The organism is Bradyrhizobium amphicarpaeae, assembly GCF_002266435.3.
Taxonomy (GTDB): Bacteria; Pseudomonadota; Alphaproteobacteria; order Rhizobiales; family Xanthobacteraceae; genus Bradyrhizobium; species Bradyrhizobium amphicarpaeae.
This window is the reverse complement of sequence record NZ_CP029426.2, coordinates 4,528,777-4,550,325: the sequence shown is the minus strand read 5'-3', so window position 1 is coordinate 4,550,325 and position 21,549 is coordinate 4,528,777. Positions and strand designations below refer to the sequence as shown.

21 protein-coding genes and 1 pseudogene are annotated in these 21,549 nt (G+C 64.6%); 12 read left to right on the top strand and 10 right to left on the bottom strand.

Annotated elements, in window-relative coordinates:
* The first annotated feature begins 10 nt into the window (after positions 1-10).
* From folE to CIT40_RS21320, 4 genes are all read left to right on the top strand, one after another.
* Complete coding sequence (folE, locus tag CIT40_RS21335) at positions 11-703, top strand: GTP cyclohydrolase I FolE (RefSeq protein ID WP_094895478.1); 693 nt, start codon at positions 11-13, stop codon at positions 701-703.
* 28 nt (positions 704-731) lie between these two features.
* Complete coding sequence (gene hisI, locus CIT40_RS21330) at positions 732-1,154, top strand: phosphoribosyl-AMP cyclohydrolase (RefSeq protein ID WP_094895477.1); 423 nt, start codon at positions 732-734, stop codon at positions 1,152-1,154.
* An 88-nt stretch (positions 1,155-1,242) separates the two neighbouring features.
* Positions 1,243-2,304: a transglycosylase gene (locus CIT40_RS21325; RefSeq protein WP_094895476.1), complete on the top strand. Its 1,062-nt coding sequence runs from the start codon at positions 1,243-1,245 to the stop codon at positions 2,302-2,304.
* A 279-nt stretch (positions 2,305-2,583) separates the two neighbouring features.
* Complete coding sequence (locus CIT40_RS21320; RefSeq protein ID WP_094895475.1) at positions 2,584-3,759, top strand: DUF2336 domain-containing protein; 1,176 nt, start codon at positions 2,584-2,586, stop codon at positions 3,757-3,759.
* A 205-nt stretch (positions 3,760-3,964) separates the two neighbouring features.
* On the opposite strand, the gene CIT40_RS21315 is transcribed toward CIT40_RS21320, so the two are convergent.
* From CIT40_RS21315 to CIT40_RS21295, 5 genes are all read right to left on the bottom strand, one after another.
* Positions 3,965-4,921 (bottom strand): IS110 family transposase, encoded by a 957-nt coding sequence (locus tag CIT40_RS21315; protein WP_244611819.1) that lies wholly within the window; start codon positions 4,919-4,921, stop codon positions 3,965-3,967.
* A 370-nt stretch (positions 4,922-5,291) separates the two neighbouring features.
* Positions 5,292-5,870: an Hpt domain-containing protein gene (locus tag CIT40_RS21310; RefSeq protein ID WP_094895473.1), complete on the bottom strand. Its 579-nt coding sequence runs from the start codon at positions 5,868-5,870 to the stop codon at positions 5,292-5,294.
* Between the two features lie 28 nt (positions 5,871-5,898).
* Positions 5,899-6,444: a response regulator gene (locus tag CIT40_RS21305; protein WP_094895472.1), complete on the bottom strand. Its 546-nt coding sequence runs from the start codon at positions 6,442-6,444 to the stop codon at positions 5,899-5,901.
* Positions 6,445-6,528: 84 nt separating this feature from the next.
* Positions 6,529-7,308: an NAD kinase gene (locus CIT40_RS21300; protein ID WP_094895471.1), complete on the bottom strand. Its 780-nt coding sequence runs from the start codon at positions 7,306-7,308 to the stop codon at positions 6,529-6,531.
* A gap of 154 nt (positions 7,309-7,462) precedes the next feature.
* Positions 7,463-9,421, bottom strand: a complete 1,959-nt coding sequence (locus CIT40_RS21295; RefSeq protein ID WP_094895470.1) for an autotransporter domain-containing protein — start codon at positions 9,419-9,421, stop codon at positions 7,463-7,465.
* Positions 9,422-9,902: 481 nt separating this feature from the next.
* Between CIT40_RS21295 and CIT40_RS21290 the strand changes: the two genes are divergently transcribed.
* From CIT40_RS21290 to CIT40_RS21280, 3 genes and pseudogenes are all read left to right on the top strand, one after another.
* Positions 9,903-12,275: a caspase family protein gene (locus CIT40_RS21290; protein WP_244611818.1), complete on the top strand. Its 2,373-nt coding sequence runs from the start codon at positions 9,903-9,905 to the stop codon at positions 12,273-12,275.
* Positions 12,276-12,334: 59 nt separating this feature from the next.
* Complete coding sequence (locus tag CIT40_RS21285) at positions 12,335-12,598, top strand: hypothetical protein (RefSeq protein WP_148667219.1); 264 nt, start codon at positions 12,335-12,337, stop codon at positions 12,596-12,598.
* A 92-nt stretch (positions 12,599-12,690) separates the two neighbouring features.
* Positions 12,691-14,259, top strand: a pseudogene (locus tag CIT40_RS21280) (S10 family peptidase).
* Here the strand turns inward: CIT40_RS21280 and CIT40_RS21275 are convergent.
* Positions 14,249-15,634 carry a serine hydrolase domain-containing protein gene (locus CIT40_RS21275; protein ID WP_094895468.1) on the bottom strand — a complete coding sequence of 462 codons (1,386 nt, stop codon included), beginning with the start codon at positions 15,632-15,634 and terminating at the stop codon, positions 14,249-14,251. The pseudogene CIT40_RS21280 and the gene CIT40_RS21275 overlap by 11 nt on opposite strands.
* 106 nt (positions 15,635-15,740) lie before the next feature.
* Positions 15,741-16,283: a tetratricopeptide repeat protein gene (locus CIT40_RS21270; protein WP_094895467.1), complete on the bottom strand. Its 543-nt coding sequence runs from the start codon at positions 16,281-16,283 to the stop codon at positions 15,741-15,743.
* Positions 16,284-16,534: 251 nt separating this feature from the next.
* Here CIT40_RS21270 and CIT40_RS21265 point away from each other — a divergent pair, with 251 nt between their 5' ends.
* From CIT40_RS21265 to CIT40_RS21250, 4 genes are all read left to right on the top strand, one after another.
* A complete protein-coding gene (locus CIT40_RS21265) occupies positions 16,535-16,921 on the top strand; it encodes a His-rich protein BRANT (RefSeq protein ID WP_094895466.1) in 387 nt (128 codons plus the stop codon).
* A gap of 193 nt (positions 16,922-17,114) precedes the next feature.
* Positions 17,115-17,549: a hypothetical protein gene (locus CIT40_RS21260; protein WP_193550875.1), complete on the top strand. Its 435-nt coding sequence runs from the start codon at positions 17,115-17,117 to the stop codon at positions 17,547-17,549.
* A 288-nt stretch (positions 17,550-17,837) separates the two neighbouring features.
* Positions 17,838-18,545 (top strand): outer membrane protein, encoded by a 708-nt coding sequence (locus CIT40_RS21255; protein ID WP_162307598.1) that lies wholly within the window; start codon positions 17,838-17,840, stop codon positions 18,543-18,545.
* A 253-nt stretch (positions 18,546-18,798) separates the two neighbouring features.
* Entirely contained in the window at positions 18,799-19,041 is a 243-nt protein-coding gene (locus tag CIT40_RS21250) for a DUF6719 family protein (RefSeq protein WP_094895463.1), read from the top strand.
* A 27-nt stretch (positions 19,042-19,068) separates the two neighbouring features.
* On the opposite strand, the gene CIT40_RS21245 is transcribed toward CIT40_RS21250, so the two are convergent.
* From CIT40_RS21245 to CIT40_RS21235, 3 genes are all read right to left on the bottom strand, one after another.
* A complete protein-coding gene (locus CIT40_RS21245; RefSeq protein WP_094895462.1) occupies positions 19,069-19,323 on the bottom strand; it encodes a hypothetical protein in 255 nt (84 codons plus the stop codon).
* Positions 19,324-19,624: 301 nt separating this feature from the next.
* Positions 19,625-19,999: a hypothetical protein gene (locus tag CIT40_RS21240; RefSeq protein ID WP_094895461.1), complete on the bottom strand. Its 375-nt coding sequence runs from the start codon at positions 19,997-19,999 to the stop codon at positions 19,625-19,627.
* A 268-nt stretch (positions 20,000-20,267) separates the two neighbouring features.
* The gene (locus CIT40_RS21235) at positions 20,268-20,468 is read right to left on the bottom strand and encodes a hypothetical protein (protein ID WP_094895745.1); all 201 of its coding nucleotides are present in this window, start codon (positions 20,466-20,468) and stop codon (positions 20,268-20,270) included.
* Between the two features lie 317 nt (positions 20,469-20,785).
* Here CIT40_RS21235 and CIT40_RS21230 point away from each other — a divergent pair, with 317 nt between their 5' ends.
* Positions 20,786-21,505, top strand: coding sequence for a class I SAM-dependent methyltransferase (locus CIT40_RS21230; RefSeq protein WP_094895460.1), 720 nt, complete (start codon positions 20,786-20,788; stop codon positions 21,503-21,505).
* Positions 21,506-21,549 lie beyond the last annotated feature (44 nt).

The following is a 21,549-nucleotide window of genomic DNA, read 5'->3' as shown; positions in this document are numbered from 1 at the left end:
CGGAGTAGACATGGACGCCACCATCAAATCCATCCGCCCCAGCAAGCCATCCGACCGGCAGTCCGAGAGCCGCCCGGCCGAGCTTGACCCTGCCGAATTCCTCGCGGCCGCCGTCCGCGCCGACCAGCCGCGTCCTGCGCGCGCCGAGGCGGAAGCGGCCGTGAAGACGCTGCTCGCCTATATCGGCGAGAACACCGAGCGCGAGGGCCTGCTCGACACCCCGCGCCGCGTGGTCGAGGCCTTCGACGAGCTCTATCAGGGCTATCACCAATGCCCGGCCGAGGTGCTCGACCGCACTTTCGGCGAGACCGCGGGCTATGACGATTTCGTCCTGGTGCGCGACATCGAGTTCACCTCGCAATGCGAGCATCACATGATGCCGTTCTACGGCAAGGCGCACATCGCCTATACGCCGGTGGAGCGCGTCGTCGGCCTGTCCAAGCTCGCGCGCCTCACCGACATCTTCGCCCGCAGGCTTCAGACCCAGGAGCATCTGACGGCGCAGATCGCGGCAGCGATCGACGAGGTCCTCAAGCCGCGCGGTGTGGCGGTGCTGATCGAGGCCGAGCATACCTGCATGTCGGTGCGCGGCGTCGCCAAGCACGGCGCCTCCACCTTCACCAGCCGCTTCACCGGCATGTTCCGCGACAATCCGGCGGAGCAGGCCCGTTTCCTGTCCCTGGTGCGAGGCCTGCAGCGCTGACCTCGCAAGTGTCTCAAGCGAGGTCGCTGTGTCCGCTCACTCCCACGAGATCGAGGAAGGTCTTGCCTTCCTCCCCAATTTCGATGCTGCCGGCCTCGTGACGGTGGTCGCGACCGACGCCGCCACCGGTGACGTGCTCATGGTCGCGCACATGAACGACGAAGCGCTGCGCAAGACGATCGCGACCGGCGAGGCCTGGTACTTCAGCCGTTCGCGCAAGGCCTTGTGGCGAAAAGGTGAGACCTCGGGTCAGACCCAGCGCGTGGTCGAGATCCGCACCGATTGTGACCAGGACGCGGTCTGGATCCGGGTCGAGCAGATCGGGGCTGCCTGCCACACCGGGCGAAGGTCGTGCTTCTATCGCAAGGTCGAGGTGGAGGGCAGCGGCACGAGGCTCGTCTTTACCGACGCGGAGCGGCTGTTCGATCCGGATGCGGTCTACAAGAAGTGATCTTCGGAATGACCGTGAGCCGGGCCATCCTCGGGAATTAACTTCGCATTAACCATACCTGTCCCACGGTGAGACGATAGGCGCCGAATTGCCGGCGCCGCTCAACGCCGCGCGGGGCGGGCACTTCATCATGTCGGTCGACAATTCCAGTGTCACGCAGACGGCCGCTCTCGATCCGTCGCGGGCGCGCGTCGCTGGTGCAATCAAGCAGGCCTCGAACGTTGCAGGCGTCAGCTTCCAGTACATGCTGACCACCGCCAAGATGGAATCGGATTTCAATCCGACGGCGGGCGCCACCACGTCGTCCGCGCACGGGCTCTACCAGTTCATCGACCAGACCTGGCTCGGCACCGTGAAGGAGGCCGGGACCCAGCTCGGCTATGGCAATTATTCCGACGCCATCAGCCGGACGTCGTCGGGCGGCTACACCGTCGACGATCCCGCGATGAAGCAGTCGATCATGAAGCTGCGCGACGATCCCGAGGCGGCCTCCAGCATGGCGGCGGCGCTGACCCAGTCGAACAGCTTCAAGCTCACCGGCCTGCTCGGACGCAGGCCGAGCGACAGCGAACTCTACATGGCGCATTTCATGGGCGTCGGCGGTGCCGCAAAACTGATCGCCAATGCCGAGGACAATCCGCAAGCCGTCGGCGCGCGGCTTTTTCCCAATGCGGCCTCCGCCAACCGCTCGATCTTCTACGCCAAGGACGGCCGCGCCCGCAGCGTCTCCGAAGTCTATTCGGTGCTGGACGCGCGCTATGCCAGCGCGGCCAATTCGAAAACGACCCGTAATGCGATGGCGATGTATGGCGGCACACCGTCGACCACCGAGGTTGCGAGCGCGAGTGGCGTGCAGCCCACCGCGCCAATCATCGACAACGCCGCCTATCTCCAGACCTTTCCGAACACGCGCGCTGTGACGCCCGTCAGTGCCACATCGCCGGCGACGGTCGCCGACAATGCCCCGACCACGCCGGTGTTTCGTTCGCTCTATCAGCCCGGCGACGCCACGCAGCCGGTCTCGACCACGGTGCAGAAATTGTGGGGCGACAACGCCTCGCTCACCTCGGTCGCATCAGCGACGCCGGATGTGCGGCCGCCGCAGCCGCTCGATCTGTTCAGCGATCGCAGCGGCACGTTCTCGAGCTAACACTCACCCGCGTGTCCCGGACGCGCTGCAGCGTGAAACGCTGCTGTGCGGAGCCGCGACGCACGCCGCGCCTCCGCTCGAAAATTTTGGGTCCGGCTCGGCGGCGCATCACTGGCGCGCCGCGTCCGGGGCGCGGCTCCCAGTCGCCTTTGTTCCCTTAACAAATCCTCAACAAAACCAGCCAGTTATGGTGAACGCTTTGTTAAGCGTCGTGGTTTATTTTGTATTGCAGGTGACGAGCCGTCACCATTTTCGTTTGTTGTGTAAGCCGGAAGCAGCATGATTGTTCGGCAGTTCATCAATTGGATCAGGACGGCGCCTGCCGGCGACCGCGCCGAGGCCACGCGGGCGTTGGCCCGGGCCTGGCTGATCTCAGATCTTTCCCATGACGATCGCATCGCCGCCGAGGGCGCGCTTCTGATGCAACTCGACGATCCCTCGCCGCTGGTGCGGCAGGCGATGGCCGAGGCGTTTGCGCGCAGCACGGATGCGCCGGCCTCGATCGTACGGGCGCTGTCGGCGGACCAGCCGACCGTCGCGCTGCCCGTGCTCGAACATTCCCCGCTGCTGATCGACGCCGATCTCGTCGACATCGTCGCGACCGGCAATGACGAAGTGCAATGCGCGGTTGCCCGCCGCATCGCGCTGCCGGTCTCGGTCTGCGCCGCCATCGCCGAGGTCGGCTGCGCGGCGGCGGCACTGGAGCTGATCGAGAATCCTCACGCAGAACTCGCGCCGTTCTCATGGCACCGCATCGTCGAGCGTCACGGCCATCTCGCCGCGATCCGCGAGGCGATGCTGGTGCTGGACGATCTGCCGGCTGCAACCCGCGCCGCGCTGGTGGCCAAACTCTCCGAGACGCTGGCGCAATTCGTCGTGGCGCGAAACTGGCTCAGCGCCGACCGCGCCGAACGCATCGCGCTCGAGGCACGCGACCGCTCCACCATGAATATCGCGGCGCGCTCGCGCGGCGAGGATATGCAGGGCCTGGTGCATCATTTGCGCGTCACCGGCCAGCTCACCGCCGGCTTGATCCTGCGCGCGCTGCTGTCCAGCAATCTCGATTTGTTCGACGCGGCGCTGGCCGAGCTCGCCGACCTGCCGCTGGCGCGCGTCTCCGCGCTGCTGCACGACCGCGGTGGCAACAGCCTTCACGCGGTGCTCCGCCGCGCCGGGCTGCCCGAGGCGACGTTCCCGGCGTTCCAGGTCGCGCTCGACGCCTGCCATGAGCAGGGCTTCGTCGACAGCGACGACGGCGCGGTGCGGCTGCGCCGGCGCATGGTCGAGCGCGTGCTCACCCATTGCGAGACCGACCGCGGGGCCACCGAGCCGCTGATGGTCCTGCTGCGCCGCTTCGCCACGGAATCCGCGCGCGAGGAGGCAAGGCTGTTCTGCGACGAGCTGGTCGCGGAGGATACGCTCGATCCGATGTATGACGATCTGATCGCGGCGTAGCGAGTTGCCGTAGCAACCATTAAAGCAGCGCCCGATTGCCCTTGAGCATGACGCCGCGCTTGCGGCCGTCAAGGCGTGGCCTGGCGGCAGCGGGTGTGATGGGAGAGCGGAGCGACGGCCAGCCTTGACGGCCGCCGCGCGCGGCGTCGGTGAGGGGGCAGGTCGGGACGAAGAAACGGCCGCCTGATCGAACAAAGAAACGCGATCAGGTGGTGAGCTTGGCGAGTTGAGGCATCTCGGGCTCCCAGGGAATTCCGCGGGCGACGACAGCGTTGATCGTGACGAGCAGCTTTCTGGCGCAAGCGACCAGCGCACATTTATGTGGTTTTCCGGCGGCGATCAGTCGACCATAGAGAGCCCTGATCTGCGGATTCCAGCGGGAGGATGCCGGAAGAGCCGCGTTGTAGAGCGCCCAACGCAGGCGCTCACGGCCACCTTTGATGTGACGGGCACCGGAGCGTTTGCCGCTATCGTCGTCGTAAGGCGCCAGTCCGCTGAGAGCCGAGGCTCGCTCGCGCGTGATGGTGCCGATCTCGGGCATCCTGATCAGGACGGCAGCCGCGGTCGGCAGGCCGCAGTAGATCAGATCAAGCCGTGCGGCGAGATCGGAGTGTGTGCGGATCGCCGCCAGCAGTGCCTTGAACTCGGCTCGTTTGGACTTGGCCAGGAGCGCGATCTGCGCCTTCCAAACCCCTTGAATCCGCGTGTCTCGGCAACTCTCGAGCCGGTTCTTGAGCCTTGCGATGTCTTCCGTGATCTGGTCGATCATCGTCAGGTGATCGGCAAAGGGCTGCAGGCGCGGATCCGGAGCGGAATGTATCGTCCTGACCGCAGCGGTGCACATCGCAATCAGCTTCGCGTCGATCTTGTCGTTCTTGGCCAGCAGCAGGTGGAACGTGCCATAAGCACGGACCTGCTTCGGCTGAAACAGGACGACGACGAACCGCTTGCGCCGCAGCTCGGCGACGACCGCCTGCTCGTAGCCTCCACTTGCCTCGATCCCGACTCTCTTCACCTTCCGGCACTTCAGCCACTCCACCAGCACCTGGTGGCCTTCCACCGTGTGGTCGACCTGCAACTGCTCGGAGTTGCCATCGAGCGCCACGTCGAGCTTGTGTTTGCCGGTATCGATCCCGGCACAGATCGTGTTACGCTTGCCCATCTTCCTCGACCCTCCCTTGTTATGCGAACCTGAAGTTCGTTCAACCATGCGGGTCCCGATGAAGTGCCGACCGCGATCTCGCTACGAAACGCAGCCCTAAAGGCTTCGGTGGGCATCGATCCGATCGATCGGCGACCCAGCTCGGGTGGCCACCCGGGCTGGGTCATTCCTCACGGAACGGGCCAATCCTATACCGATGCGCTAATACAAGGGTGGGCAAAGGCGCTCTTGCGCCGTGCCTACCATATCTCCGCGCAGTTGATGTTGAATCGTGGGCACGCTTCGCTTTGCCCACCCTACGAGACTGATCGTAATGATAGACACGGGCCTTTCGACACCGTCCCCGCAATGACGAGGAGAGAGCGGCGGACTACTCCGCCGGTGCGATGCTTGGCGCCAGGATCACCTCGAGATGCTCCGGGCGGTCGCGGTTCACCTGGGTGAGATAGTCGTCGGCGACCTTGCGCAGACGGCGGCTGAGCTCGGCGGAGACGCTGATGCTGTCGAGCCTGGTATTCTCGTGCAGAATGGCGAGGATGGCGTTGATGTGGTGCGTGAACAGTTCGGCCGGGACCTTTTCAAGATCAGGCGCGTGCTCGATGACGCGGCACAGGCTCTCGGCAATTCCCGCCGCGGCCGGATAGCCGAATGTCACGGCGTCGCCCTTGATGTCATGGGCGGCGTGGAACAGCTCGTCGCGCCGCTCCCTGGTGAAGCCGTCGTTGCGGATGGCGACATAGGCGGCCGACAGGCGGTTGACCTCCGTCGTCATCCACGCCTTGAACTCGCCGGACAGGCTCGCGAGCGCCTGTTCGGCGCGGGCGACGGGATCGTCCGTGTCCTTTTCGTCGACCCGGCGCAGAACCTTCCGCAGCGGGTTCGGCTGCGTGATGATCTGATGCGTGGCGAAGGCCGTGACCTCGATGTCCTTTGCGCTGTTCTTCGCCATGATGCCTGCCTCGCCTGAAGACGTTGCGCTAGATGGTGGAGCGGGCCTTGTCGAGCAGCGAGGGCTGCTGGAGCACCTCGTGCTTTTCGCCGACGCGGCGCTCGGGGCCCATATAGGCGGAATTGGTGTTGCGGCGCCGGTCCGGACCAAAATAGGTCTTGGTCTTGATGAAGGGGCGGGGATTGGCGACCACGTTGAGGATGCGCTGATAGAGCCCTTTGGCCGAGATCGGCTTGGCCAGGAATTCGGTGACGCCGGCATCGCGCGCCACGGTGACGCGTCGCTTCTCGGAATGGCCGGTCAGCATGATGATCGGCGCGTAAGGATTGCCCTTGGATTCCGGCTGCCGGATCATCTGCGCCAGCTCGAGCCCGTCGAAGATCGGCATGGCCCAGTCGGCGATGACGATGTCGGGCACGTAATGGCTGTACATTTCCAGCGCGGTGGCACCGTCTTCGGCCTCGTAAACTTCGCGCGCGCCGAACGAATGCAGCAGCGTGCGCAGGATGCGGCGCATATGCGGATTGTCGTCGCAGATGAGGAAGCGCAGCTTGTTGAAATCGATGCGGAACATGGCGCCCGGGCTTAAGCGGTCAACTTTCGTTAACCATATCGCGGCGGGGGTTAAGGAAGGGTTGCCGCCCGCCTGGCGAGGGGCTCAATAGCCGAACTGCTCGCGCAGGATCCGCTCTTCCAGGCTATGGCCGGGATCGAACAGCATGCGCATCGAGATGCTCTTGTCGGAGAGGATCTCGACACGCCGGACCCTGCGTACCTCCTCATGGTCGGCGACGGCCGCGACCGGGCGCTTGTCGTCCTCCAGCACCTCGATCACGACATAGGCGGTGTTAGGCAGCAGGGCGCCGCGCCAGCGCCGCGGCCGGAAGGCGCTGATCGGGGTCAGCGCCAGAAGGGCCGCATTGATCGGCAGGATCGGTCCCTGCGCCGACAGATTGTAGGCCGTCGAGCCGGCCGGCGTCGCCACGATGATGCCGTCGGCGATCAGCTCGGGCATGCGCTCGCGCTCGTCGATCAGGATCCGCAGGTGCGCCGCCTGCGAGGTCTGCCGGAACAGGTAGACCTCGTTGATGGCGTGGTGCAGGTGGACACGGTCGTTGACGTCGGTCGCTCGCATCAGGAGCGGATTGATCTCGGATTCATGCGCAGTCTCGAGCCGCGCGCGCAGATCGTGCGGCGAGTATTCGTTCATCAGGAAGCCGACGGTGCCGCGATGCATGCCGTAGATCGGCTTTCCCGTGTGCATGTTCTGGTGCAGCGTCTGGAGCATCAGCCCGTCGCCGCCCAGCGCGACCACGATGTCGGCCTCCTCTAGGTCGCAGTTGCCATACTCGCTGGTGAGCTGGCCGAAGGCCGCTTGGGCCTCGCTGCTCGGGCTGGCGACGAAGGCGATCCGGTCGTATCGCGCTGGCTTGGTCATGGCTTCCGGGCAGGGCCGCTGGCTGGAGAAAGGTCCGCCGGGCTCGTCTATACGAGGTAGGCCTGCATTGTCGAGGATGACGTCGCCAAAAGAGAGGAGGCGGCTGTAGGAACAGCCGCCCTCCTGAATACGTCAGATCGCCGTGATATCGCGGTCAGTACTTGGCGATCACAGCCTGCGGAGCGAAGCGATAGTTGAGGCCGACCTTGACCTGACTGATGCTGTCCGACTTGACCGACATGATCGTCGTGCCGTCGGATGCGAGCGCGCGATCGCGCCCGAACGACAGGTAGTCGTATTCCGCCTTTGCCGACCAGTTCTTGCCCAGATCGAATTCGGTGCCGTACCCGATCGTCCAGCCAACGCGCGTGTTGGAGACGGCGAAGCCGGCGCCACTCGCGACGAAGGCACCCGCGCCGTTATTACAGACGCTTCCGACTGCCACCCCTTGGGGATTGTAGCAGGTCGCGGTCGTCCGGCCGTCTTCGAAGGCGGCGCCGCCCTTGACGTACCAGAGCGTACGTCCCCAAGCATAGCCAAGGCGAGCGGTCGCGCTGGCCACCCAGTTCGTCTTGTCCTCGGCAACGAAGTAAGCCGAAGTCATGCCAGCGCCGAGCGCGTTGGGGCCGACAGTCCGGGAGCCGCGGATGTTGGCTGCGCCGATGTCGCCCTCAACTCCGAAGACCCAGTTTTTGCTGAACTGATAGTTATAGCCAAGCTGACCGCCACCGAAGATGCCGCTCGCCCACGGACGGGTGCTGTCGGTTACAGGGTCGCCAAACCTGACGTCGGTCCGCCCCGCGGAGCCGCCGAAGAAGCCGCCGACATAGAAGCCGGTCCAATTGGTCTCGGTGATCGAAACAGGCCGCGCCTTGACCATTCTGATGGCCTTGGTCGGCATGATCGTAGCGGCAATCGTCTCCGGCGTGAACTGATAGCGAATGCCGGCATTGCCGGTCCAGCCATCGATATTGGAGCCGTTGCGATAATCAACGCGGACGAAGCCGAGCCAGCCGGTGTTGACGACTTGGCCGGCAATTCCGAGTGAGTACTGACCGTAGGTGCCGACGCGCGAAGTGGTTGTGGCCTGATTGTACGTGAAAGGAGCGCCAGCGACGGGGAACACACCGTTCAGCGATGTGTAGTTCGAGGTGACGTTGCCGGCGAATTCGTGGAAGACGCTGGCAGATGCGAACGGCTGCCAGATAACGTTCGGGGTCACGATCGTCTTACCGCCGCGCAGACTGAGGCGACCCATTTCGCTTTCAACGTCGTTGGTCTGAATGATGCCGGCGATGCCGGTGAAGTTCGGACCAGAGACGCCGGGCGCCGTGAAGTTGTCGACGGACGTCCTGGAGTAGATGAAACCGGCCGACGGCTCGATGAACCAATTGTCGCCCAGGTCGAGGTTATAGCCGGTCGACGCCGAGATCGAGTAGCCATGCGCATTGACCGGCTGATTGCCAAACGCGAAGCCGGCGTTGTTCACCTTGATGTTGTAGTACTCTTGACGAACCATCAGGTCGGCGAAGAAGCGACCCCTTGTGGCGACGACGTAGGCGCCGAAAAAGGGTACCTCGAAGCTGTTGTCGAAGCCGGCGTTGTCGGTCGTCTTGGCTCCAAGATATCCGGCCGTCGTGCCGAGGTGCACGTTCCAGCCGCTCCAGTTCAGCCGCGCGATATCTGTGCCGACTTGAACACCGGCAAAGCTCTCTTTCTGCGAATTGGAGCAGTTGGTCGAGGCGGTGTTGAACACTGCGCCGCCTTGCGTCGAGGTACCCACGGAGCTGGACCTCGAGCTGATGTTGACCTCACCGCCGACGGCTCGGGCCCACACGCCACCGCCGGGCTGATCGGGAGCCGGGTTGGCTGGAGCGGAAACGAAGGCGCTGCCCTGCTGCGTCAGGAACGCAGTGTTGACGTTGCCGATAGCTGCCGAGATAGAGGCGCTTGCAGAGCTCGTCGGGATGGCCAGCGTACCGATATTATTGATCGTGACACCCGTTTGAGTCGTCGCGCCGCAGTTTTGCGCCAGTGCGGATGACGAACCCGAGAACGTGGTGGCAGCCATTGCGAGTCCGGCGACGCCAATCCACTTAGCGAAAACGCTCATCGCAGTTCCCCAAAAAAATGGAATCGAAAATAATTGGCCTCAGCGTAATGGAGGGGAATGGAGCGCGAAACGGTGCCCTTTCGATTATGGCTGGGCGAGGCTGTGAATTTCTCGCGGTGTATCCAGCCAGCAACATTTTGAAACAGAGCCGCAGTTTCGGACTGCCAAGTTGTGTGACCCAAATCACTTCGTGACAGTCCGTACGTCATGCCAGTGTCGCCTGCGATGGAGCAGGTGGACTTCTTTGTGATCCGGATCACGCAAGAAATCGGACTACCTTCGTGTGCTGCCGTTTCGACGCATTGCTAGAGTTCGAAGGCGACTATAGAATCTGAAGAGATTTAGGAAATTTCGGGCTGGCTGGCTGCTGGCCCCATCGGAATTTTTTATGATCCGGCGGCTGAGCGCAGCGGTGGCAACGATCGTCGGGACCTTTCTAGCGCTGGTCCTTGCGCCCGACTGCGCTTTGGCCGAGCGGCGTGTGGCTTTGGTCGTTGGCAACTCGACCTACCAATCGGTGCCGCAACTGCCCAATCCCGGCCGCGATGCGAACTCGGTCGCAAAGATGTTCCGCGATGCCGGTTTCGACACGGTGGAAACCCTGATCAATGTCGGCAACCTCGAGTTCAAGCGGGCCATCCGCAAGTTCGAGGTTACCGCTGATCAGGCCGACATCGCAGTCGTCTATTACGCAGGCCACGGCCTTGAGATCGGCGGCACCAACTACCTCATTCCGGTCGACGCGCGATTGGCCTCCGACCGCGACGCGGACGACGAGGCGATTCCGCTGGAGCGGCTTGTCTCATCGGCTGACGGCGCCAAGCGGCTCCGTCTGGTCATCCTCGACGCTTGCCGTGACAATCCCTTCGTCTCGACGATGAGGCGGGAACGGCGAAACCTGGCGACCCGCGCGGTCAGCGGTGGTCTTGGCAAGGTCGAGCCGACCATGACCGATACCCTGATCGCATACGCGGCGAAGGCCGGCTCGACCGCGGATGATGGCGACGGGGAGCACAGTCCATTCACGACTTCCATCCTCAAGAATCTTCCCGTGCCGGGTCTCGACATCCGCCTCGCCTTCGGACGTGTGAGGGACGAGGTCTTGAAGGCGACGGGAAGTCGCCAGGAGCCGTACGTTTATGGTGCTCTCGGCGGCGGCACGATCTCACTGGTGCCGGCGCCAGTTGTGCCGCAGGAGGTGCCGGTCAGCGACGTCAAGGCGGACTACGACCTGGTGCAGAAGATTGGTACCAAGCGAGCGTGGGAAGTGTTTCTGGCCACACATCCGACCGGCTTCTACGCGGAGCTGGCACGAGCGCAGATGGACGCTCTGGGTGTTCAACCGCAGCTCGCCGCTTATCCGCAGACACCCCCGCCGAGCCGCGATGCCCCGCCGACGAAAGAACAGATCGAGTGGGACAAGATCAAGGAGAGCGTCGACATCCCCTTGCTCCAGCGTTTCATCAAGCGCTTCCCCGATGCGCCGCTCGCAATCACCGCGCAGCAGCGCATCGACGTCTTGAAGCAGGCAATCCAGGAGCGGGAGGACAGGGCGCGCGTCGAACGCGAAGCCGCCCGGCAGGCTGCCGAGGAGACGAAGCGCAAGGCGGATGCGGAGAAGGCGGAGCTTGCCGCGCAGAGGAAACGCGAGGATGACGAGCGCCGTGCTCGCGAGGCCGAAGCGGCCGAGAAGGCCAAGGCGGCTGCGGCAGCCGCTGCCGCCGAAAGAAAGCGTCAGGACGACGAACGGCGCGCCGCTGCGGCCGAAGCCGAGCGGCTTGCGAAGGCTGCCGAGGCCGAGCGCAAGGCGCAGGAGGCGAGGCAAAAGGCCGAGCAGGCTGAACGCGAAAAAGCCGCCGCCGTAGCCGCGGCTGCAAAGGCGGCTGTTGAGAAGCAGGCCAGGGAGGCCGAAGAGGCGCGCAAGCAGGCCGAGATCGCTGCCGCGAAGGAAACGAGTTCGGCGGAGAAGAAGCGCCTCGAGGAGCAGCGGCGCGCGGCGGCGGTCGAGGCCGAGCGGCAGGCCAAGGCGGCCGAAATCGAACGCAAGGCACAAGAGGCCAGGCAAAAGGCCGAGCAGGCTGACCGGGATCGCGCTGCCGCAGAGGCCACAGCCGCGAAGGCAGCTGCGGAGAAGCAGGCGCGGGACGCCGAGGACGCGCGCAAGGTGGCCGAACTCGCCGCTGCCAGGGAAGCTGCCTGCAAGGACCAGCAGGGCAGGCTGGACATCATCATCTCCAAGGGGAGCGATGGCACTGGCATCGATGATCTCAAGGCCTTTGCGAAGACAGTGAGTTGCGACAGGCTCGGACCAGTGGTGGTTGCTGCGATCGATCGCTTCAACGCAGAGGCCGTCAAGCGCGCGGCGACCCAGCCGAATTCACCGCAACTCGTCACTTCGGCGCAGGCCGAACTGGTCCGGCTCGGCTGCCTGACCGGCAAGCCCGACGGCAAGCTGAGCGATCCGACCAGGGCCGCATTCGTCCGCTATTTCGCGATCGGCGGTCAGCCGGTCGAAGCCGACAAGATCAGCGTGACGCAGAGCCTGGTCGGCGAACTCACCAAGCACGCCACACGCGTGTGTCCGATCCAGTGCAAGAGCGACGAAACCCTGAAGGGTAACGACGTCTGTGTCGTCAACGGGAAGCCGGCACCGGCCGCGACCGCGTCGCGCAAGAGCGACGACGAAGACAAGCCGCGCCGCAAGCCAGCGAGCCGTGAGGCGGATCGTGAACCGGTCAAGCGTGCGAGGCCCGAAAACGATGCGCCCCGTGCCCGCCAGCAGGCCGTTGCGCGTCCGAGCATCGTCAGCGGTGGCGGTAGCGGTCACAGCACCATGATCGGTGTCGGGTTCTGAAACGATTTGGTCCCCGGCCGCGTTGGCTCGCTGACGTCGATGTGATGAAGGAGCATGATATGAAGCAGTTTCATTCGCTCGCGCTTGCTGCCGCTGTATCCGCCTTAGTTGTGGTGTCGACGGCAATGCCAGCCGCCGCCGATCAAGAAGGCGAGCGGTCTGTGGCAAGTTCCTCCTTCGGGCGGCATCACCCATTGCAGGCCGGGCGGAGGGCGACCGCAGGCATTCCACAGCCGACCCGGTTAGCCGCGATACCCGCCGGAGTTCCGTGCGGCGGCTGGTGCGGTCGCGAATTCGTGCTGATGCTCGGTATCGGCTTCTAGGCATTGGCGCTGTTCCCCAAAGCGTCGCAATTGCTCGCTAAGACTTCGGCTTTCGCAGGCGCAACCGAGCACAATCCGGGAGGGAAACCGTCATGGTGATGCGTTGGTCGGCGCTGCGACGAACCGGGCTGGTGCTGGCCGTGTCGGCTTTCGCGCTCGTAAGCGTTGCGCACGCGGATGATCCGCCGCAGCCGCGTCCCGAGGCGGCATCGCCGGCGGCACAGAAGGGCGGGCGCGCAGGCAGCGCTCAGGGCGCGACGCAGGCCTCGCCGTCCGCGGCCGAGCCGCACCGTCTCCCGCCTGACTCGACCACGAAGCAGACGCTCGATCTGCCCGGCCGCAGCCTCAACTTCACCGCGACCGCCGGCTCTATCCGGGTGTTCGACGGCAAGGGCGAGCCGCTGGCCGACATCGCCTACACATCCTACCAGCTCGACGGCGCCGACCGGGCCACACGCCCGGTCACGTTCCTGTTCAATGGCGGGCCCGGCGCGTCCTCGGCGTGGCTCCAGTTCGGGGCTGCCGGTCCGTGGCGGCTGCCGCTCGACGGCGAAGGATTGTCGCCGTCGGCCTCGCCCGAGGTGAAGCCGAACGCCGAGACCTGGCTCGACTTCACCGATCTCGTCTTCATCGATCCCGTCAGCACCGGCTACAGCCGCTTCATCGCGAGCGGCGAGGACGCACGCAAGTCGTTCTACTCCGTCGACGGCGACGCCAACGCGATCGCGCTGGTGATCCGCCGCTGGCTCGAAAAATACGACCGGCTGACCTCGCCGAAATACGTCGCGGGCGAGAGCTATGGCGGGATTCGCGGGCCGAAGGTGGTGCGCCAGTTGCAGATCCAGCACGGCGTCGGCGTCAAGGGCCTGATCCTGGTCTCGCCGCTCCTGGATTTCCGCGAGTTCACCGGCACCAGCCTCCTGCAATATGTCGCGACGCTGCCGAGCTATGTGGCGGTGGCGCGCGAAGCCAAAGCACCGGTCAAGCGCGCCGATCTCGCCGACGTTGAGGCTTACGCGCGCGGAGAATTCCTGGTCGACCTCGTCAAGGGCGAGGCGGACAAGTAGGCGACCAATCGTCTCGCCGACAAGGTCGCCGCGCTCACCGGCATCGACCAGGCGGTGAGCCGCAGGCTCGCCGGCCGTTTCGACGTCGGCGAATTCCGCCGCGAATTCGACCGCAAGAACGGCAAGGTCACGGGACGCTACGACGCCTCCGTGCGCGGCTTCGATCCCTATCCGGATTCGAGCAGCTCGCGGTTCGGCGACCCCTCGGGCGATGCGCTGCAGGCGCCGCTGACCAGCGCCGCGGTCGACGTGCTCACGCGCAAGCTCAACTGGCGGCCCGACGGCTCCTATGAAGTCTTGAACGGCGCCGTCGAAGGTCACTGGGATTTCGGCCGCGGCATCAACCCGCCGCAATCGGTGTCCGATCTGCGCCAGATCCTCGCCACCGACGCCAAGCTGAACGTGCTGGTGGGGCACGGCCTGTTCGACCTTGCCACGCCCTATTTCGGCACGAAGCGGGTGCTCGATCAGATGCCGGCCTTTGCGACCCAGCGCGTGAAGTTTGTCGTCTATCCCGGCGGCCACATGTTCTATTCGCAAGGCGGCTCGCGGCAGGCGTTTCGCAGTGAGGTCGAGGCGCTGATCAGGGAGTAGGGCGGCGCTTGCGCGGCTTGTACCGTCGGACGATCTCCTTTGCGACGACGTTCGCCGGTTTCACATTGGCGCCGGCGATCCAGACATCGCTGACCTTGCCGCGCTTGTCGCGGATCCGGCGCACCGGCTCGCCATGGCTGGAATAGCCGGCAGCCCAGGCGATGTTGCCGGTGTCGCGGCCGGTCACCTCGATCTCGGCAGCATCCATGAACGGATTGATGAATTGCGGATTGGCGACGAGCACGCGGTTGCCCGCGGGCACGAGGTCGGTCGCGCCCCAGATCGTCCACCAGCGGCCGGTCCAGTCGCGCAGGCGGCGGTCGGCCACGCCGCGCGTCTTGAACACACGCAAGATCTGCATCGCGCCGTCCATCCAGAACGGCGCGCCGCCGTCGATGGAGTTGCTGAGGATGCTGATCGTGAGCTCGCAGGCCGGGATCGTGCAGGTCCGGGAGATGTAGCCCTGGAAGTGTCCGCCGTGACCGAACCAGTCCCAGCCGTCGGTCCTGCCGGCGCTGATGCCCAGGCCGTAATAGGTTTCGAGGCTCTGCGGGATGCGCCAGTGGTGCCGTGTCATCTCGCGGCGGCTCGCGGCCGACAATACGCTCTTTTTGGCGTTGGGTGCGAGCTGCGCGAAGAAGCGCGCGGTATCGCCGGCCGTGGCGGCAAAGCCGGTCGCGGACGCCATCGCATGCGTCGGATTGTCGCCGGGGATCACGCAGCGCACGCCGAGCGGCACTTTTCGTGTGTGGCCGCGCGCGAACGGTGCGCCCATGGGAAGCGGCGCGTCCGTCTCGGTCGCGCGCAGGCCCGCGGGCTCGATGATCTCGCGTTTGATCCAGACGGAGTAGGGCTCTTTCGAAATGGCCTCGATCACGAGGCCGAGCACGCCGAAGCCGTGATTGGAATATTTGAAGCGGGTGCCAGGCTCGATCGCGGTCGGCAGCTTCAGCTCCGCGAGCAGCTCCTTCGCGTCGAGATAGGGGCGGCGGTCGATGAACTGGCCGGAATCGGCGCCGTCGCGCGTCAGCCCCGCGCTGTGCGAGAGCACCTGCGCGATCGTCGTCTCGGCGAGGCGCGGATGCAGCCCGCCGACATATTGGCCGATCGTGTCATCGAGCCGGAGCTTGCGCTGCTCGCGCAGCTTCATGATGCCGGCCGAGGTGAAGCTCTTGGAATGAGAGGCGATGCGGAAGCGGTGGCGCGGGGTGAGCTTCTCGCCGGTGTCGAGATTGGCGAGGCCGAACGCATGCTCGGCGACGATCTCGCCGCGATGGGCGAAGGCGACGGTGACGCCTGGCTGCTGGATCGTCGTCAGTTGGAATTCGATCCAGGAGGCGATGTAGTCGATCGCGGATCGCTGCCACGGGTCCATTGCTCACCAATTTATCGGGAAAATCGATGCGAGAGGCTAGCCGACAAAGCCAAACGGGCACAACCGAAAGGTTGTGCCCGTTGGCGAGGTTGAAGATGCGATCGTCTCAGTAGACGAGCGTCGCGCCGGTCGGCTTGTCGAGCGCGGTGGCAAGCGAGCGATATTCGGAGCTGTCGGTGCCGGCGAGCGAGGCGATCTTGTTCAGGTGATACTGCGCCTGTTCGCGGTTGCCCTGTTCGAGCTGCCAGAGGCCGTAATACTGCCAGGTGCGGACGTGGTTCGGATCGTCCTTCAGCGCCAGTTCGTAATACACCTTCGACGACTGGTAGTCGCCGAGCTTGCGATAGGAGTAGCCGATCAGGTTGGCGACGTCGGCGACGTCGTCGCGCTTGAGGGACTTCAACTGACCGATCGCGCCGCTGTAGTCGTGGTTGTCGTAGATCGCAGTGTAGGCTGTGCGATAGGCGGCGAGGAATTTGGGATCGCTGACGGAAGAGCTCTTCTTCTTGCCCTTCTTGGACGAGGAGTCCGACTTGGGCGGTGACGAGGGCTCGTCACTGCCGGCGGCATAGGCGCTGGACAGCACCGGCGCGGCCGCCAGCGACATGGCGACCAATCCCGACATGACAAGCATTGAGAGTTTGCGCATCTGAATTCTCCCGTATGGAACGTGGCGATCCTACACGATTGCCCGAAGACCGGAACACCCGTCTGCCGAAAACATTCCCGCTTCGCACGATCTATTCGCCCGGGCGCGGATGACAAACTCGTCATCGAGATGAACGGAAGCCTGCAAGGGGCTTCAGACCGGGTTCAGCGCGCCGTCCCTAGGCTCCCACCCATGATCGAAGGGGTGGCGAGAGGGCGCCGCCTCGAGATCCTTCCAAGAGGAGACCTGCCATGTTGAAGACCATTTCCGCAGCCTTGCTCGCCGCTTCCGTGATCGCAGCCCCGGCCTTCGCTGCCGAGGCTGGCAAGACCACCACGGCCCCGGTGATTAAGGCCGACCAGAGCCAGACCAAGGCCTCGACCACCGCCGCGAAACCGGACATTGCCGTCAAGGCCGATGCCAAGACCGGTGTGGAGACCGGTGCGAAGTCCGCCGACGTCAAGGCGGACGCCAAGGTGGATACCAAGTCGACGGCGATGAATGCCAACGCCGCGGTCACGGCCGACGAGCACAAGACCGTGCACACCCATCGCCACCACCACAAGCATCTGTCGGCGAAGAAGCTGAAGGCTCAGCCTGACGCGACCAGGCCGCTGGCCACCGAGAAGCGCAGCTAACGGTTGATCCTTACGCGGCGGCATCCATTGCCCGCCGCCGGGTGAGGACTTCAGGCCCGGCCGGCGTCCGTGCGAAAGCGCAGGCGCCGGCCGCGGTGCGTTGCGAAGCGAGGCCTGCCGGCAGGACCGAATTCCCTTTGCGCGACCTTGCGGCTAGAACGTCCCCTATTCTGTTCGAGCGGGAGCGGGACCTGTGGGGCGATTGGCGAAACGTGCGGCGAGCTTGGCATCGGTCCTGCTGTTGCCGCTGGTGCTCGCGGCATGTTTCGGCAGTGACGGCGACCGTCCGACCATCATCGGTGGACCGCAAGCCGGAGGGCCGCAGCCGTTTCCCGACAATTTCCGCAGCGACATCCTGGCCCTGATGCGCACCTATCTGAACAATCCGGTCGGGGTGCGCGAGGCCAGCATGGCCGAGCCGGTCCAGCGCGAGGTCGGCGGCCGGCAGTTCTACGTGAGCTGTCTGCACTTCACCCCGCGCGAGAGCGACGGCAGCTACAAGACCATGCGGGAGCGCGCCGTGATCTTCGTGAACGGACGCGCGGACCGTGTCGTCGACCGGACCAGCGACCTCTGCGCCGGCGCGGTTTACGTACCCTTTCCGGAACTCGAAAAGATGACGCGGTAGCGCAAAGCCCGCTTTCATTGCGGGGTGCTAGACCCGGGGTTGCCGTATCCGCTGGATCACATTTCGGGGAGCTTTGAACGGGGCGGTTTGACCGCGCGACAGATTGTTACGGCAGGCTTTGCGCAGGCGACAAAAAACAGCCGGTGCAAGGCATTTTGACGGAACAAAATCGCGTTGTTGCCGCTCCGTCACAGTTACGAACGATCAACGTTCCGGCATCGCCGCGAAGCAACCCAATTCACGCCACGTTGTTTCCTGAGTGTCGTAAATGAAAGAACGGGGATGATCATGAAATCGATTTTGCTGGGTGCAGCCGCTCTGCTTGCATTGGCAGCGCCAGCCGCAGCTGCGGACATGCAGGCGCGCACCTACACCAAGGCTCCGGCCTATACGCCGCCGCAGGTGATTTATAACTGGACCGGTTTCTACATCGGCGGCCATGTCGGCGGCGCGTTTGCCGGCGACAGCAGCTTCCAGTCCAGCGATGCCCGCTTCCTTGGCGGCGTGCAGGGCGGTTTCGACTACCAGTTCGCGCCCAATTGGGTGGTGGGTATCGAGGCCCAGTATTCCTGGCTGCCGACCAACAACAACGGCGTCACGTTCCCGTTCGGCACGCAGGTGACCTCCAATACCGATCAGCTCGGGTCGGTGACCGGCCGCATCGGCTACACCTGGGGTCCGGCGCTGCTCTACGCCAAGGGCGGTTACGCCTGGCGCAATGGCGGCCTGGGCGTCAACATCGCAGGCGTGCCGCAGGGCTTCACCACCACTGGCAACAGCAAGGACGGCTACACCGTCGGCGCCGGCCTAGAATACATGTTCGCGCCGAACTGGTCGGCCAAGGCCGAGTACCAGTACTATAATTTCGGCAGCACCACCTTCACCTCCGGTCCGGCCGACATCGTCGGCGTTCGCGGCCGGGAGGACGAGCATACCGTCAAGGTCGGTGTGAACTACCGCTTCGGCTGGGGCGGTCCGGCGGCCTCGCGCTACTGACCGACCACCCGCGATCACGCTCTGACAAAGGCCGGCTTCCCGCCGGCCTTTCGTCTGCCGGCCTCCTGCCTGCCGGCCCGATGTTTCCTTTGTGTGAACCATCTGGCGCGTCATTTGCAGGAAAACATTTCGGCGCGGGCCTTCTCACGCGCGTCATGGGACTTGGGTAAAGCAAAAATAATTTTTGCCGCTTACGGAACTCGCGCTCCGGAAAGCGTTATATGAGAATTACCGGGCTGGTGGGACGACGGACATGCGTATCTTGGTGTCGGCAGTGGTGCTCTCTTGCTTCTTTGGCCTGCCGTGCTCTGCACAGACAATCCTCAAATCCGAGCCTCTGATGTTGGCACCTTACGAGGTGGCTTTCGTCAAGGATGCGTCTTGCCCGTCAGGCAAGGTGCTGAAGGTGACAGGCGCGATCCGCGGGCTGCATCGCCGCAAGGCCTGCGTGCCCATGCCGGGTGAGCAGGCTTCGCTGGCGGCCGCGACGCCCTGATCGCTTCGCGGCTTCCGCCGCCAGACCTCACGAATTCAACTCGAGCTCTATCTTCGACTGGCGATCGGCCTCGGCCTTGTTCCTGGCGGGGTCCTCCCCCTCGGCGACCCGGCAGGGCTTGATCTCGTAGTCGTTGTCGAGCACGCGGCGCGGCCCGGGACGCTCCTCGTCGGCACTGGCGTCCACGACCAGGCCGCTCCGATGGGCCAGCTTCCAGACGTCGGATTCGCTCGGATAGGCTTTGCTGATCTGGGCGTCGTTGCAGAACAAGGCGTAGGGCATTCTTCCCGCTCCCGGAAAGCGCTTTAACGGTTTTATGGGGCCGGCGGTTCCGGGAGGCGGGTGATCACGGCGCCGTGATCGGAGGGTGGGGCTCTGAGTCCTTAACGAGTCCTGAATCGCGAAAAAAAGAATCCTTGGGACTCGTTTGGCGGAATCAGCGGATGTTTTCCGCCATGACGAGCGACCTGAACACCTCCTGCGGGCACATGCTCCTGCCGCTGACGCTGGCGTTATTCGGCGCCTGCGCGGCCAATATTTGGCTGGTGTGGTCCTGGCTGTAGGCCCCCTGACGGGGGCGGCCTTACTTTCTGGCCGGTGGGCCGGAGGCGTCACGGATGGCGGCACGCAACCTGGTCAGGGTTTCGGCGCAATATTCCTCGCGCTCGCGCTCGAACCGCTCCTGATGCTTGCGGAAATTGGCGATGCGGGCCTGCATCTCGTTGCGGAAATCACCGCTCGCGCGCGGCGGCGGCAGGGGTGCGGGCGGGGGTGGCACCGGAGCTTGCGTCAGCGGTATCTCGACGGCGGCGGCCTCCACGGCAACCATCCCGACCGCGACGGTCGTGGCAATCCTGGTCCCATCCGGCTGAAGGACATCATCCTTCTTGCCGGTCACCGATTGGACGAAGGCCAGTGTCTGCGCGATCAGTGCGTCGCGTTCCCTGATCCATTTCATGGGCCACCTCAGCCGCCCCCATTCCAGCAAAGCGGCTGCGTCGAATCAAGCAGGTTTGCAAGGGATTGCATATTTTTCCCGGTCACCCGACATATCGCGGATGGATTCCGGAACACAACGGTCGGACGAAGCGGAGGGCCTGAGGCTCATCCGCGCGTTCCTGTCGCTGCCGCCCGACAAACGGGCGGAGGTGATCGCGTTCGTGGAAGGATTGGCGCGTGCCCATGGCAGGCCCGAGGGGGGTACGGAGGCGTCGCCGAGGTGAGCGCTATCGCTCGCGCGGATTGACGTTGGGCTCGAACGGCGCGCCGACCACCCGTACCGGGGTGAGGTCGGACGTCCGGGTGGCGTCGATCGTCGCTCTCTCGGCGACCAGCCTTTCGGGCTTCGGCCCAAGCATTGGCTCGAACAGCGACAATGTGCCGGCCACGGCGGTACAGCAAAGCGTCACCGTCGCCAGCAGAAACATATTTCGGTTTTCTTCCGTGATCCGCATGAGTTCAGAACGAACGACCCAGGTCGTTGGTTCCGATCCGGTCCCATGCTCCGCCAGCGCACGTCCGCGGTGCCGATACCTTCTACAGCACCAGCAGGAATGCCATTGCAATTGCAAACAGCACAGCCGTCATCACGACGGCCGTCACCGCGCCGGCGACGATCCTGGCATTCTCTCGGGGGTGGGAACGCATGACTTACACAAATTACTCCATGTTGCGCTACGATCCAATCTGTGGTTGCTGACCGTCCCCGCGCGGGTGCGCGGCGGAGACACCACAGGTCCGGAACATGAATGAGGATGTCAGCGACGGCTGGGCCGCGTCCGCGGACGCATGGATCGTCGAGCAAGGACAAGACGGCGATTACGGCCGCCGCTTCGTGCTCGACGCGCCGATGCGGGCGCGGATCGAAGGCCGCGGATTCCGCAATGCGCTCGATGTCGGATGCGGGGAAGGGCGCTTCTGCCGCATCATGCAGCGCGCCGGCATCCGCACCATCGGCATCGATCCAACCGAAGCCCTGCTGGCGCGCGCCAGGGAGCTGGACCCGGACGGCGACTATCGGCTCGGCCGCGCCGAGACGATGGATGTCGAAGCGTCACATGATCTCGTCGTCAGCTATCTCACCCTGATCGACATGCCCGATCTCGGCGCGGCCATCGCCGGCATGGTGAGGGCACTGCGGCCCGGCGGCACGTTGCTGATCGCCAACATGACCAGCTTCAATACCGCCGGCCCACCCACCGGCTGGACGCGCGATCACGACGGCACCCCGCGCTTCATCATCGATAACTACATGGACGAACGCGCGACCTGGGTCAGCTGGCGCGGCGTCCGGATCCTGAACTGGCATCGGCCGCTCAGCACCTATATGACGCTGCTGCTCGATCACGGTCTCCAGCTGCGCCTGTTCAGCGAGCCCCAACCGACGGGCGGCACGCCCGAGCAGGTCGCCCGGCATCGCCGCGTGCCTTACTTCCACATCATGGAGTGGCAGAAGCCGGATTGAGCGGTTCAGAGCCCGCGGCTTGCTGTAGTGTGACCGTGCGACTT